Below are 14,225 nucleotides of genomic sequence, written 5' to 3'. Positions count from 1 at the left end.
CTCGCGTGGAGGTCCAGGAGACGCGGGTCCAGACGGATCGTGTCCTCACCATCCCGAATATTCTGAGCATGGCTCGCCTCCTCGGCGTGCCCGTGTTCCTGTGGTTGGTCCTGTGGCCGGAATTCGGGGGCCCGAAGGCCGACGGCTGGGCGCTGCTGGTCCTGGCGCTGAGCGGCGTCAGCGACTATCTCGACGGCCATCTCGCCCGGCGCTGGAACCAGATCAGCAGCCTGGGACGGATCCTCGACCCGGCCGCCGACCGCCTCTACATCCTGTCCACCCTCGTCGGTCTGACCTGGCGCGAGATCCTGCCGGTCTGGCTGACCGCCGCCCTGCTGGCGCGGGAACTGATGCTGCTGATCGCGGTCGGATTCCTCGGACGCCACGGCTACGGGCCTCCCCAGGTGAACTTCCTGGGCAAAGCGGCTACGTTCAACTTGATGTACGCCTTCCCGTTGCTCCTGCTGAGCGACGGAAGCGGCTGGCTTCACACACTCGCTGCTGTTTTCGGATGGGCGTTCGCAGGATGGGGTACAGCGCTCTACTGGTGGGCAGGGATCCTCTACGTGGTCCAGGTCCGCCGGCTCATCCGGGCGGACGCCACCGCCGACTGAGCTCTCCGAAACGGCAGCTTGTGCCAAGGGCCGGCGCCCGTACGTGAAAGCACGAGCGGTGGGCGCTCTGGACAAGTGAGGTCGGCAAGACCGTCGTCTCGTAGAGGAGGACGCTTCCGACATGAAGGCCGTTGTGATGGCCGGCGGCGAAGGAACACGACTTCGCCCCATGACGTCCAGCATGCCCAAGCCGCTGCTTCCGGTCGCGAACAGGCCGATCATGGAGCATGTACTCCGGCTGCTGAAACGGCATGGTCTCAATGAGACCGTCGTGACCGTGCAATTCCTTGCCTCGCTCGTCAAGAATTACTTCGGCGACGGGGAAGAGCTCGGAATGGAGCTCACCTATGCCAATGAGGAAAAGCCGCTCGGCACCGCGGGAAGCGTGAAGAACGCCGAGGAAGCGCTCAAGGACGATGCCTTCCTCGTCATCTCCGGTGACGCCCTCACGGACTTCGATCTCACCGATCTGATCCGGTTCCACAAGGAAAAGGGCGCCCTCGTCACCGTCTGCCTCACCCGGGTACCCAATCCGCTCGAGTTCGGCATCACCATCGTCGACGAGGCCGGCAAGGTCGAACGCTTCCTGGAGAAGCCAACCTGGGGCCAGGTCTTCTCGGACACCGTCAACACCGGCATTTACGTCATGGAGCCGGAGGTCTTCGACTACTTCGAGCCCGATGTCTCCGTCGACTGGTCCGGCGATGTCTTCCCGCAGCTCATGAAGGAAGGCAAGCCGATCTACGGCTATATCGCCGAGGGTTACTGGGAGGACGTCGGCACCCACGAGAGCTATGTGAAGGCCCAGGCCGATGTGCTCGAAGGCAAGGTCGACGTCGAAATCGACGGCTTCGAGATCTCGCCGGGCGTATGGGTCGCCGAGGGCGCCGAAGTGCATCCCGACGCGGTGCTGCGCGGTCCGCTGTACATCGGCGACTACGCCAAGATCGAGGCGGATGTGGAGCTTCGTGAGCACACCGTCGTCGGCTCCAACGTGGTGGTGAAAAGCGGTGCGTTCCTGCACCGGGCCGTCGTGCACGACAACGTCTACATCGGCCAGCAGAGCAATCTGCGCGGCTGTGTGGTCGGCAAGAACACCGACATCATGCGGGCCGCCCGGATCGAGGACGGCGCCGTCATCGGTGACGAGTGCCTGATCGGCGAAGAATCGATCGTGCAGGGCAATGTGCGGGTGTACCCGTTCAAGACCATCGAGGCCGGTGCGTTCGTCAACACCTCGGTGATCTGGGAATCCCGCGGCCAGGCGCATCTGTTCGGCGCCCGGGGCGTGTCCGGGATCCTCAACGTCGAGATCACGCCGGAGCTCGCGGTACGGCTCGCGGGCGCGTATGCGACCACGCTCAAGAAGGGATCAACGGTCACCACCGCGCGCGACCACTCCCGGGGCGCCCGCGCGCTGAAGCGTGCCGTGATCTCCGCGCTGCAGGCCAGCGCCATCGACGTACGCGACCTGGAGAACGTCCCGTTGCCGGTCGCCCGGCAGCAGACCGCCCGTGGGAGCGCCGGCGGCATCATGGTCCGTACGACGCCCGGCGTGCCCGACTCCGTGGACATCATGTTCTTCGACGAGCGCGGCGCGGACCTCTCGCAGGCCGGCCAGCGCAAGCTCGACCGTGTCTTCGCGCGCCAGGAGTACCGCCGCGCCTTCCCGGGCGAGATCGGCGATCTGATCTTCCCCGCCAGCGTCTTCGACTCCTATACGGGGTCGCTGCTGCGGGCCGTGGACACCACGGGCGTCAGCGACTCCGGACTGAAGGTCGTCGTGGACGCCTCGAACGGCAGCGCCGGACTGGTCCTGCCCAGCCTGCTGGGACGGCTCGGCGTCGACGCGCTGACGATCAACCCCGGGCTCGACGAATCCCGGCCCACCGAGACCGCCGACGCCCGGCGGGCCGGACTCGTGCGCCTCGGCGAGATCGTGGCCTCGGCGCGGGCGGACTTCGGTGTGCGCTTCGACCCCGTGGGCGAGCGGCTGTCCCTGGTGGACGAGCGTGGCCGGATCATCGAGGACGACCGGGCGCTGCTGGTCATGCTGGATCTGGTGGCGGCGGAGCGGCGCACCGGGCGGGTGGCGCTGCCGGTGACCACGACCCGGATCGCCGAGCAGGTGGCGGCGTACCACGGCACACAGGTGGAGTGGACGACGACCTCGCCCGACGATCTGACCCGGGTGGGGCGTGCCGACGCCACCGTCTTCGGCGGGGACGGCATGGGCGGCTTCATCATCCCCGAGTTCAGCAGCGTCTTCGACGGCGCGGCCGCGTTCGTCCGGCTGATCGGCCTGGTGGCCCGTACGCAGCTCACGCTGAGCCAGATCGACGCCCGGATCCCGCGGGCGCACGTCCAGCGCCGTGACCTCGCCACCCCGTGGGCGGTCAAGGGACTGGTCATGCGGCACGTCGTCGAGGCGGCCGGCGACCGGGATGTCGACACCACCGACGGCGTCCGTGTGGTGGAGAGCGACGGCCGCTGGGTTCTGGTACTGCCGGACCCCGCGGAGGCGGTCACCCACCTGTGGGCGGAGGGACCCGACGACGCCTCCGCCCAGCAGCTGCTGGACGAATGGTCCGCAGTGGTGGACAGCGCCGGACGCTGACCCGGACCCCACCGGCGTGCCGTGAACCGGCACGTCGGTGGGGCCATTGGGAGACTGTCGGTCCGACGTGCGACGATGTGCGGCATGTCGCAGCAGCGCCCCGATCGGAGCAGCCCGAACGCGCCCGCCGCGCGCCCCGATGCGTCCATGTCGCTGCTGACCAACGTGATGGATCACAGCCTCGACGAGGGATACGCCGAGGCCGCCGCGCGGAAGTCCGAGACCGGGGTCCGCGGTCTGCCGCGCACCCTGCGCGCGAAGCTGGGGCTCGCCGCCGGTCTGGTGCTCGCCGCGGTCGTGGTGACGGTGGGGGCGGCGCAGGCGCAGATATCGGCACCGACGCTGGCCAAGGAGCGCGAAGAGCTGATCCACCGCATCCAGAAGGGCACCGGCGAGGCGGACAAGCAGCAGCACCGGGTCGACGCGCTGCGCGACGACGTCAGCCGGATGCAGCGCGAGGCGCTGAAGCAGCACGGCGGGGGCAAGGCCGAGCTGCTGGCGCTGCTGTCCGGTTCGACGCAGGCCACCGGACCGGGGGTGAAGCTCGTCGTGGACGATGCGAAGGGGGCGGAGTCCAGCGGCGGCGGACCGCGTGAGAGCAGTGGTTTCTCCGATACCGGGCGGGTACGCGACAGGGACATGCAACGCGTCGTCAACGGCCTGTGGGCGTCCGGTGCGGAGGCCATCTCCGTCAACGGACAGCGGCTTACGTCACTCTCGGCGATCAGAGCGGCGGGAGACGCCATACTGGTCGACAACAAGCCGTTGGTGCCGCCCTACACGGTGCTGGCGGTGGGGGACGGGCAGCGGCTGAGCACCGCGTTCCAGGACAGCGCCGACGGTCAGTACCTGCATGTGCTGCAGGAGAACTACGGCGTGCGCACCAGGATTTCCACGGAGAGCGAGCTCACCCTGCCGCCCGCGCCCAGCTTGATCGTTCGTACCGCAAAGCCGCAGGCCGGTGCCGCCGAAGCGGACGGCGCCGACACAGGGAAGGGCACATCGTGATCGCCGTACTGGGCCTCATCGTGGGAGTCGTGGTCGGACTTGTCGTCCGCCCCGTGGTGCCGACGGTGGTCGAGCCCTACTTGCCGATCGCCGTCGTCGCGGCGCTGGATGCCGTGTTCGGCGGTCTGCGCGCGATGCTGGACGGCATCTTCGACGACAAGGTCTTCGTCGTCTCCTTCCTGTCGAACGTGGTCGTCGCCGCGCTGATCGTCTTCCTCGGTGACAAGTTGGGCGTCGGCTCCCAACTCTCCACGGGTGTCGTCGTGGTGCTGGGTATCCGGATCTTCTCCAACGCCGCGGCGATCCGCCGGCACGTCTTCAGGGCGTGAGGCGGATGGCAGCGGACGAGAACCCCCAGCCGAAGAAGCAGCCGGAGACGAAGCCCGAGTGGGTGGAGAAGAAGCCCGAGCGGCCCGAGCGTCCGGAGACGGCACCGGGCCGGGAGCACGGCCCGGCCGGCCGGCGGCCGATGCCGCCCGAGAGCGCCGGCGCTCCCGAGCCGGCGGAGGCCGACGAGACGCCCGAAGCTCAAGAACCGGACAGTGCTGGACAGAAGACGGACAAAGGGGCAGACTCCTCGACTCCGGACACGGTTACGGAGGACGGGAGTGCGCAACGCCCGGCATCCGGCCGGGAACGGCTGGTCGCGAGCCTGTGGCCGCCCCGTCTGACCCGGGCTCAACTGATCGTTGCGCTGCTGCTGTTCATTCTCGGCCTCGGCCTGGCGATTCAGGTACGTTCCACGAGTGACAGCAGTGCGCTGAGAGGTGCGCGCCAGGAGGACCTGGTGCGCATTCTGGACGAGCTGGACAACCGCTCCCAGCGGTTGACCGACGAACAGCGGCGACTGGAAGGGCAGAAGACCGAGCTGGCCAACAGCTCGGACCAGGCCGAGGAGGCCCGTAAGCAGACCGTGGAGAAGGAACAGCAGCTGGGCGTGCTGGCCGGGACCGTCGCGGCGCAAGGGCCCGGCATCACCCTGACCATTGACGACCCGGCGCATTCCGTCGAGGCGGACAAGCTGCTGGACACCATCCAGGAGCTGCGGGCGGCCGGCGCCGAGGCCATCCAGGTCAACGATGTCCGGGTCGTCGCGAACACCTCGCTGTCGGACGTCCGTGGTGGGGTGGGGATCGACGGCAAGCGGGTCACTCAGCCGTACCGCTTCAAGGTGATCGGCAAGCCGGAGGATCTGGAACCGGCACTGAACATCCCCGGCGGAGTGGTCCAGACTCTGGAAAAGGAGCAGGCCAAGGTGTCTGTGACCCGTGAAAAGAAGATCATTGTGAACGCCTTGCGAGAGGCGAAGCGGCCTGACTACGCTCGGTCGTCATCGCAGTGAGGCGTGCAGGTATGTCGAGTGCCCGGCGAGGGCATGAGGTAGCGGGGGGTCGACGCACCGTGCGTGTGGTGTGTGGTGGAAACTGTCTGAAGGCCACGGACGTTCACAGGATGTCCGGATGGGCCGGTGTGTGCATCGAGGGTTCGTCCTGCCCCACGGGCGGGTCTGTTTCGTTCAAGGGGAATCGCCCGTGAAGTTGTTTGGAAAGCTGTTCGGCAAGAGCGCACGCCAGGAGGGCGGCAGCGGCTCCGCGCGGCACCGTGCTCCGCGCCAGCCCGATGAGAGCGGCGCCGCCGAGGACCGTCCGCTCTTCCGTGACGAGGTCAGCGGGCCGTCCGGGGGGCACGGCGCGGGTTCTGTTGACCCCTCCGTGGCCGGCCGCATAGGTTCCCAGGAACCATCGGCCGCACGCACGGGTGGAGGGTCAGCTTTGCCGGTTTGTACGAGGTGTGGCAGCCGGAACGCCGAGGCGAGCCGGTTCTGCTCCAACTGTGGTGCGCCGCTGCGACCGGGCGTCCAGCCCGAGCGGGCGTCCGAGACGACCTCGACCATCTCCATTTCGGGGCTCGAGGCCTACGACTCCGAGGCGACGGGTCAGAATCTGTCGCCCTCGCTGTCCCCCGAGGCCCAGGCGGCCGTCGACGCCCTTCCGCTGGGGTCGGCGCTGCTGGTCGTCCGCCGGGGTCCGAATTCGGGCAGCCGCTTCCTCCTGGACGGCGAGCTGACGACGGCGGGCCGGCATCCGCAGGGCGACATCTTCCTCGACGACGTGACGGTCTCACGCCGCCACGTGGAGTTCCGCCGGGGTCCGGACGGTCTCTTCACGGTCGCCGACGTCGGCAGCCTGAACGGCACCTACGTCAACCGTGAGCGCATCGATTCGGTCGTCCTCGCCAACGGCGACGAGGTCCAGATCGGCAAGTTCCGCCTGGTCTTCTACGCAAGCCAGCGAGGCGCCGGTATCTGACCGGCCGGGGAAGGCAAATGCGCCATACACCGAAAGGCGGCGCCGGTCCGTCCGGCGCCGCCTCCTCGGACGGCAAGCCGGTGAGCATCGGCACGGTGCTCACCCGGCTGCGCGAGGAGTTTCCCGAGGTCACCATCTCCAAGATTCGCTTCCTGGAGGCCGAGGGGCTGGTCGAGCCGACGCGCACGCCTTCCGGATACCGCAAATTCACGCCCGCGGACGTGGAGCGGCTCGCGAACGTCCTGCGGATGCAGCGGGACCACTATCTGCCGCTGAAGGTCATCCGCGAGCATCTGGACGCCCTGGAGCGCGGTGAGCAGGTACCGCTGCCCGCTCCGGCCACTCCCTCCCGGGACCTGGTCGAGGGCGTGTCAGAGCCGGGTGCGGAGCGCCCTACGGCCGCCCGGATCGGCCGGACCGAGCTGCTGGCCGCCGCGGAGGTGGACGAGGCGACGCTCGCCGACTGGGAGTCCTACGGACTCATCGTCTCCCACGCCGAGGGCGGATACGACATCGAGGCCGTCACCGTGGCCAAACTCGTCGCCGACCTGGGTCGCTTCGGCCTGGAACCGCGGCATCTGCGGGCCGTGAAGGCGGGCGCCGAGCGTGAGGCGGGCCTGGTCGAACAGGTCGTGGCACCCCTTCGGCGGCACCGTAACCCACAGACCAGAGCCCACGCCGAGGCGACCGCCAGGGAGCTGGCAACGCTGTCCGTACGGCTGCACGCGGCCCTTCTGCAGACCGCTCTGCGGGTCCGGCTGTAGCCGGCAAACGTCTGCCCGACTACCCAAACCTGCCGGGCACGTCCTAGGGTTGCTGTGTGAACGAGCTCGACGTCGTGGGTGTCCGGGTGGAAATGCCTTCCAGCCAACCGATCGTGCTCCTGCGGGAGGTGGGAGGCGATCGTTACTTGCCCATTTGGATCGGGCCAGGGGAGGCCACCGCCATCGCCTTTGCCCAGCAGGGCATGGTCCCTGCCAGGCCGCTGACGCACGACCTTTTCAAGGACGTGCTCGAAGCGGTGGGCCAAGAACTGACGCAGGTCCGCATCACGGATCTGCGCGAGGGGGTTTTCTATGCCGAACTCGTCTTCGCCAGCGGAGTCGAGGTCAGCGCGCGTCCTTCGGACGCCATAGCGCTGGCGCTGCGCACCGGCACGCCGATCTTCGGCACCGACGGTGTGCTGGACGATGCGGGGATCGCCATCCCGGACGAGCAGGAGGACGAGGTGGAGAAGTTCCGCGAGTTCCTCGACCAGATCTCGCCCGAGGACTTCGGCACCAACAGCCAGTGATTCCGGCCGGTCGAACCATCTGTTTCCGGCCAAACAATGAGCCGTTCCCCATCTCGGGTCACGAGAAACCACTCGTAGGGTGATTATCACTCGGCGTGGCGAGCGCGGCGATCGTTGACGCACCCCGAGTGACTGCATACCGTCGATATGGCAGGTCCCGTCCGGGACGTGGAGGACGGAGGGCGGCGTGGCAATCACCGGCGACGGTATGGCGGCGGAAGGGGCGTTGCCGCTCCACTCGGGCGCGGCAGCACACCATGCCCCGGCATCGGCCGCGGCGGTGTCGGGGGACTGCGAGGCGCAGAACATCGGCTATCGCGGCCCGACCGCCTGTGCGGCAGCGGGCATCACCTATCGGCAGCTCGACTACTGGGCGCGTACCGGCCTGGTGGAGCCGAGCATCCGGCCGGCGTACGGCTCCGGCACCCAGCGGCTCTACAGCTTCCGGGACGTCGTCGTCCTCAAGATCGTCAAGCGGCTGCTGGACACCGGGGTGTCGCTGCAGAACATCCGCACCGCCGTGCAGCACCTGCGGGCGCGGGGGCTGGCGGACCTCACGCGAATGACGCTGATGAGCGACGGCGCGACCGTCTACGAGTGCACCTCACCGGACCAGGTCGTGGATCTGCTCCAGGGCGGCCAGGGCGTCTTCGGGATCGCCGTGGGCGTGGTGTGGCGGGACGTGGAGGGCGCGCTGTCGCAGCTCCACGGGGAGCGTGTGGACACCGGCGAGACGCTGGTCGGGAAGAACCCGCACGACGAGCTGGCGCGGCGGCGCAACCGGGCAGGCTGAGTCCCGGGTGGTGTGCGCGGCCCGGCATCGGGCCGATTGTCAGTGGCATGGGGCAGCATCGGATATGTGAGACCTGCGCCGACGATCCTGCATCTGGACATGGATGCGTTCTTCGCGGCCGCCGAGCAGGCGGCCAAGCCGAGTCTGCGGGGCAAGCCCGTGGTCGTCGGCGGGATCGGGGTGCGCGGCGTGGTCTCCACGGCCTCGTACGAGGCCCGGGTGTTCGGCGTCCGCTCGGCGATGCCCACGGCCCAGGCGCGCCGGTTGTGTCCCAACGCCGCCTATCTGGCTCCGCGCTTCTCGCTGTACCGCCAGGTGAGTGAGGCGGTGATGGAGCTGCTGCACGCCTTGTCACCGCTGGTGGAGCCGCTCAGCCTGGACGAGGCGTTCGTCGATCTGGAGGCCGGCGGGGTACCGGCCCGGACCGCTGCGGTGCGGGCCGTGGGGGAGCGGCTGCGGCGCGACATCCGGTCCACCACGGGGCTGACCGGCTCGGTGGGGCTGGCCGGCGCCAAGATGCTGGCGAAGATCGCGTCCGAGACGGCCAAGCCGGACGGCCTGGTGGTGATCGAGCCGGGCACCGAGCGGGAGCTGCTGGACCCGATGCCGGTGCGCACGCTGCCCGGGGTGGGCCCCGCGACGGCCGAGACGCTGCGCCGGGCCGGGATCCACACGGTCGCGGAGACCGCGGAGGCCGGCGAGGCCGAGCTGGTGCGGCTGCTGGGCAGGGCCCATGGCGCAGGGCTCCACGCCATGGCGCTGGGCCGGGACGACCGGCCGGTGGTGGCCGAGCGGGACGCCAAGTCGATCTCGGTCGAGGACACCTTCGAGGTCGATCTGACCGACCGGACGCGGGTGCGCGGCGAGATGCTGCGGCTGGCCGACCGCTGCGTCCAGCGGCTGCGGGCTGCCGGGCGCTCCGGGCGCACGGTGGTGATCAAGGTGCGGAACTACGACTTCTCGACGCTGACCCGCTCCGAGACGCTCCGTGGGCCCACCGACGACCCGGCGGTGATACGGGAGGCCGCCGTGCGGCTGCTGGAGACGGTGGACACCACGGGCGGGGTGCGGCTGCTGGGCGTGGGGGTCAGCGGGCTGGCCGACTTCACACAGGAGGATCTGTTCGCCCAGCTGGCGACGGAACGGGAGGCGCGCGAGGCGGAGGAGGCCGCGGGGGCGGCGGAGCCCGCCGACGGCGGCGGGCGGGAGCAGGAGCCCCAGGAGGAGCCGCCGCGGCGCTGGCACCCGGGCCTGGACGTGGTGCACGAGGAGTACGGCGCCGGCTGGGTGCAGGGCAGCGGGGTGGGGAGGGTGACCGTCCGCTTCGAAACGCCGTGGTCCGCACCGGGCAGAGTGCGGACCTTCGCTGTCGAGGACCCGGCGCTGCGGCCGGGGGAGCCCCTGCCGCTGGTGGGCGGGGGGCCGGCGGACGCTCAGTCGTCCGAGCCGGCGATCTTGCCGAAGTCGGTGTCGCCGGATCCGGGGGAGGACACCGGATCGGTCGGGGAGGAGATATCCAGTCGGTAGTGGTGGTAGAGCTGGAGTTCCTGCTCGGGGGAGAGGTGGCGGCCCACGCCGAAGTCCGGTGCGTCCTTGATCAGCTTGCGGTCGTAGGGGATGTGCAGGCCCTCACCGACCATTTTGCTGGGCTCCAGGGGGACGAACGCGTCCCGGCTGAAGAGTCCGGTGCGCACGGCCGCCCACTCCGGTTCCCCCGTCGCGTCGTCGAGGTAGACCTCGTCGATCGTGCCTATTTTCGCGCCGTTCCGGTCGAACGCTTTGCGGCCGATCAGGCTCCGGGGATCGATATCGGTTTGCACGGCCCCTCCAGTTGGTCGCAACTGCCCTGTGACACCTACCAAACGGCACATTTCATGCCCCGGCCACTCGAAGGATCCTTCGACTGCTGCGCTGGTAGGCTGGCGAATGGCCGTAGACCCCGTGCGGGAGAGTCCTTGTCGTTCGCGACCAGGGCGCCGAAGGAGCAAATCCTCCCCGGAATCTCTCAGGCACACGTACCGCATGGACGAGGTCACTCTGGAAAGCAGGGCGGGCCTCGGAAGGCACAGCTCCGGGACCCCTCCTCACCGACGGTGAAAGCCGGGCCGCCTCGCGCGGGCCGGTGAAGCTCTCAGGTTGAGATGACAGAGGGGGAGGCCGTCCGGGCACCCGCGCCGTGGTGCCCCTCGTAGGTCGCACCGACCAGGAGGCCCCCGCAGATGACCACCAATCGCATCTCCTTGACCGAGCTGGAAAGCGGCACCCCCTTCGCGCGCCGGCACATCGGTCCCGACCACGAGGCGCAGGCGAAGATGCTCGCGCACGTCGGATTCGGTTCGCTGGACGAACTGACCGCCACCGCCGTACCCGACGTGATCAAGAGCACCGAGGCGCTCGGCCTGCCGCAGGCCCGTACCGAGGCCGAGGTCCTGGCGGAGCTGCGTGACCTCGCGGACCGTAACCAGGTGCTGTCGTCCATGATCGGACTCGGCTACCACGGCACCTTCACCCCGCCGGTCATCCTGCGGAACGTGATGGAGAACCCGGCCTGGTACACCGCGTACACGCCCTACCAGCCGGAGATCTCGCAGGGCCGTCTGGAGGCGCTGCTGAACTTCCAGACGATGGTCGCCGAGCTGACCGGGCTGCCCACCTCCGGCGCCTCCCTGCTGGACGAGGGGACCGCAGCGGCCGAGGCCATGTCGCTGTCCCGGCGGGTCGGCAAGGTCAAGCAGGGCGTCTTCCTGGTCGACGCCGACTGTCTGCCGCAGACCGTCGCCGTGATCGAGACCCGCGCCGAGCCGACCGGCGTGGAGGTCGTGGTCGCCGACCTGAGCGAGGGGATTCCCGCCGAGATCGCCGAGCGCGGGGTCTTCGGCGTGCTGCTGCAGTACCCGGGGGCTTCCGGAGCGGTCCGCGATCCGCGTGCCGTCATCGAGCAGGCCCACGAGCTGGGCGCGATCGTCACCGTGGCCGCCGATCTGCTGGCGCTGACGCTGCTGACCTCGCCCGGTGAGCTCGGCGCGGACATCGCCGTCGGCACCACCCAGCGCTTCGGCGTCCCGATGGGCTTCGGCGGCCCGCACGCCGGCTTCATGGCCGTGCGCGACCAGTTCGCCCGCAGCCTGCCCGGCCGCCTGGTGGGCGTCTCCGTCGACGCCGACGGCAACAAGGCCTACCGCCTGGCGCTGCAGACCCGTGAGCAGCACATCCGCCGCGAGAAGGCCACCAGCAACATCTGCACCGCGCAGGTGCTGCTCGCCGTCATGGCCGGCATGTACGCCGTCTACCACGGCCCCGAGGGCCTGCGGACCATCGCCCGCCGCACCCACCGCTACGCGGCGATCCTCGCCGAGGGCCTGCGGGCCGGCGGGGTGGAGACCGTGCACGGCGCGTACTTCGACACGCTGACCGCGCGGGTGCCGGGCCGGGCCGCCGAGGTCGTCGCCGCCGCCCGTACGGCCGGGATCAACCTTCGGCAGGTCGACGCCGACCTGGTCGGGATCGCCTGCGACGAGACCACCGGACGCGCCGAGCTGGCCGGCGTCTGGGACGCCTTCGGCGTGCGGGGCGACATCGAGGAGCTGGACGCGGCCGTCGCCGAGGCACTGCCGCAGTCGCTGCTGCGCGGCGACGACTACCTGAGCCACCCGGTGTTCCACCGGTACCGCTCGGAGACCGCGATGCTGCGCTACCTGCGCACCCTCGCCGACAAGGACTACGCGCTGGACCGCGGCATGATCCCGCTCGGTTCCTGCACGATGAAGCTGAACGCCACCACGGAGATGGAGCCGGTCACCTGGCCCGCCTTCGGCCAGCTCCACCCGTTCGCGCCCGCCGGCCAGGCCGAGGGCTACCTCACGCTCATCCAGGAGCTGGAGGAGCGGCTGGCCGTCGTCACCGGCTACGACAAGGTCTCGCTCCAGCCGAACGCCGGCTCACAGGGCGAGCTGGCCGGTCTGCTGGCGGTGCGCGCCTATCACCGCGCCAACGGCGACGAGCAGCGCACGGTGTGCCTGATCCCCTCCTCGGCGCACGGCACCAACGCCGCCAGCGCCGTGATGGCCGGGATGAAGGTCGTCGTCGTCAAGACCGGTGAGGACGGCGAGGTCGACGCCGACGATCTGCACGCCAAGATCGAGAAGCACCGTGACGAGCTCGCGGTGCTGATGGTGACCTACCCCTCCACGCACGGCGTCTTCGAGGAGCACATCACCCAGATCTGCGCGGCGGTGCACGACGCCGGCGGCCAGGTCTACGTGGACGGCGCGAACCTCAACGCGCTGGTCGGGCTCGCCGAGCCGGGCAGGTTCGGCGGCGATGTCTCGCACCTCAACCTGCACAAGACCTTCTGCATCCCGCACGGCGGCGGCGGCCCCGGCGTGGGCCCGGTCGGCGTCCGCGCCCACCTGGCGCCCTACCTGCCCAACCACCCGCTGCAGCCCTCCGCGGGCCCCGAGACGGGCGTCGGGCCGATCTCCGCGGCTCCCTGGGGCTCGGCCGGCATCCTGCCGATCTCCTGGGCGTACGTCCGCCTCATGGGCGGCGAGGGCCTCAAGCGCGCCACCCAGGTCGCGGTCCTGAGCGCCAACTACATCGCCAAGCGGCTGGAGGCGCACTACCCGGTGCTCTACACCGGCCCCGGGGGCCTGGTCGCCCACGAGTGCATCATCGACGTCCGGCCGCTGACCAAGGCGACCGGCGTGAGCATCGACGACGTCGCCAAGCGGCTGATCGACTACGGCTTCCACGCGCCGACGATGTCCTTCCCCGTGGCCGGCACGCTGATGATCGAGCCGACCGAGAGCGAGGACCTCGACGAGCTGGACCGCTTCTGCGACGCCATGATCGCCATCCGGGCGGAGATCGAGAAGGTCGGCTCGGGGGAGTGGGCCAAGGACGACAACCCGCTGCGCAACGCCCCGCACACGGCGGCCACGCTCAGCGGCGACTGGACGCACTCCTACACCCGCGAGGAGGCCGTCTTCCCGGCCGGGGTGGACGCCGCCGAGAAGTACTGGCCGCCGGTGCGCCGCATCGACGGCGCCTTCGGCGACCGTAACCTCGTCTGCTCCTGCCCGCCGCTGGACGAGTACGACAGCTGATCCCCGCAGGCAGCATCAAGGGCCCTCGGCAGGTGTGCCGGGGGCCCTGGTGTGTCGCGTGCGGGACGGTCGCCGGTCAGGCGGCGGCGGTGGCCCGGGCGCGGTGCGGGGCGATGACCTGCCCGTCCGGTAGCAGTTCACCGGTGTCCTCGAAGAGCAGGACGCCGTTGCAGAGCAGGCTCCAGCCCTGCTCCGGGTGGTGTGCCACAAGGTGGGCGGCCTCCCGGTCGGTGGAATCCGCTGACGGGCAGGGCGGTTGGTGCTGACACATGGAAGTTGTCTTTCGCTGCGGAGTGGTGAACGTCGTCGTGCGGCGCGATGAGGTGTTCATGGCCGCTCCCCCGTTTCCTTCGGTCGGTCCCAGTGTTGCCCCACGGACGGGATTCCGCAGGGATTTCGCGGCAGCGGTACTCACTCGGTACTGACGCGTCACCCGTGCGGGCGGTTGCTCTCAATTGCACGCCTCCCCAAGCGGGTTGGCCGTG

The 14,225-nt window shown here is 69.6% G+C and carries 13 protein-coding genes and 1 riboswitch; of the genes, 11 read left to right on the top strand and 2 right to left on the bottom strand.

All coding sequences use genetic code 11. The features are described from left to right. The first annotated feature begins 5 nt into the window (after positions 1–5). The 10 genes from ACQP17_RS03555 (at position 6) to ACQP17_RS03510 (ending at position 10,162) form a co-directional block, all read left to right on the top strand. A complete protein-coding gene (locus tag ACQP17_RS03555; RefSeq protein ID WP_364884819.1) occupies positions 6–614 on the top strand; it encodes a CDP-alcohol phosphatidyltransferase family protein in 609 nt (202 codons plus the stop codon). Between the two features lie 121 nt (positions 615–735). Further along, positions 736–3,231 carry a sugar phosphate nucleotidyltransferase gene (locus ACQP17_RS03550; protein WP_433854888.1) on the top strand — a complete coding sequence of 832 codons (2,496 nt, stop codon included), beginning with the start codon at positions 736–738 and terminating at the stop codon, positions 3,229–3,231. Positions 3,232–3,315: 84 nt separating this feature from the next. Next, complete coding sequence (locus ACQP17_RS03545) at positions 3,316–4,239, top strand: DUF881 domain-containing protein (RefSeq protein ID WP_433854887.1); 924 nt, start codon at positions 3,316–3,318, stop codon at positions 4,237–4,239. Beyond that, a complete protein-coding gene (locus tag ACQP17_RS03540) occupies positions 4,236–4,568 on the top strand; it encodes a small basic family protein (protein ID WP_042152041.1) in 333 nt (110 codons plus the stop codon). Before ACQP17_RS03545 ends, ACQP17_RS03540 begins: the two co-directional genes overlap by 4 nt. 5 nt (positions 4,569–4,573) lie before the next feature. Continuing rightward, positions 4,574–5,581 (top strand): DUF881 domain-containing protein, encoded by a 1,008-nt coding sequence (locus ACQP17_RS03535; protein ID WP_433854886.1) that lies wholly within the window; start codon positions 4,574–4,576, stop codon positions 5,579–5,581. 118 nt (positions 5,582–5,699) lie between these two features. Further along, positions 5,700–6,548 (top strand): FHA domain-containing protein, encoded by an 849-nt coding sequence (locus tag ACQP17_RS03530; protein WP_433854885.1) that lies wholly within the window; start codon positions 5,700–5,702, stop codon positions 6,546–6,548. Between the two features lie 17 nt (positions 6,549–6,565). Further along, positions 6,566–7,312: a transcriptional regulator FtsR gene (ftsR, locus tag ACQP17_RS03525; protein ID WP_433854884.1), complete on the top strand. Its 747-nt coding sequence runs from the start codon at positions 6,566–6,568 to the stop codon at positions 7,310–7,312. 56 nt (positions 7,313–7,368) lie between these two features. Further along, the gene (locus ACQP17_RS03520) at positions 7,369–7,842 is read left to right on the top strand and encodes a bifunctional nuclease family protein (protein WP_006606439.1); all 474 of its coding nucleotides are present in this window, start codon (positions 7,369–7,371) and stop codon (positions 7,840–7,842) included. A 187-nt stretch (positions 7,843–8,029) separates the two neighbouring features. Then, complete coding sequence (locus ACQP17_RS03515) at positions 8,030–8,635, top strand: MerR family transcriptional regulator (protein ID WP_433854883.1); 606 nt, start codon at positions 8,030–8,032, stop codon at positions 8,633–8,635. A gap of 66 nt (positions 8,636–8,701) precedes the next feature. Next, positions 8,702–10,162 carry a DNA polymerase IV gene (locus tag ACQP17_RS03510; protein WP_433854882.1) on the top strand — a complete coding sequence of 487 codons (1,461 nt, stop codon included), beginning with the start codon at positions 8,702–8,704 and terminating at the stop codon, positions 10,160–10,162. Here the strand turns inward: ACQP17_RS03510 and ACQP17_RS03505 are convergent. Next, positions 10,069–10,455 (bottom strand): PRC-barrel domain-containing protein, encoded by a 387-nt coding sequence (locus ACQP17_RS03505; RefSeq protein ID WP_189100773.1) that lies wholly within the window; start codon positions 10,453–10,455, stop codon positions 10,069–10,071. The genes ACQP17_RS03510 and ACQP17_RS03505 overlap by 94 nt on opposite strands. Positions 10,456–10,569: 114 nt before the next feature. Next, positions 10,570–10,666, top strand: a riboswitch (glycine riboswitch). Between the two features lie 188 nt (positions 10,667–10,854). Between ACQP17_RS03505 and gcvP the strand changes: the two genes are divergently transcribed. Further along, positions 10,855–13,740 carry an aminomethyl-transferring glycine dehydrogenase gene (gene gcvP, locus ACQP17_RS03500; protein ID WP_433854881.1) on the top strand — a complete coding sequence of 962 codons (2,886 nt, stop codon included), beginning with the start codon at positions 10,855–10,857 and terminating at the stop codon, positions 13,738–13,740. A 76-nt stretch (positions 13,741–13,816) separates the two neighbouring features. Here the strand turns inward: gcvP and ACQP17_RS03495 are convergent, their stop codons facing one another. Beyond that, complete coding sequence (locus ACQP17_RS03495) at positions 13,817–14,011, bottom strand: DUF5999 family protein (protein ID WP_281392292.1); 195 nt, start codon at positions 14,009–14,011, stop codon at positions 13,817–13,819. Between the last annotated feature and the right edge of the window lie 214 nt (positions 14,012–14,225).

The organism is Streptomyces kronopolitis (assembly GCF_050953795.1).
GTDB classification, from domain to species: Bacteria; Actinomycetota; Actinomycetes; order Streptomycetales; family Streptomycetaceae; genus Streptomyces; species Streptomyces kronopolitis_A.
Note: the sequence above shows the minus strand (reverse complement) of the source record. Positions and strands in the feature narration are given on the sequence as shown.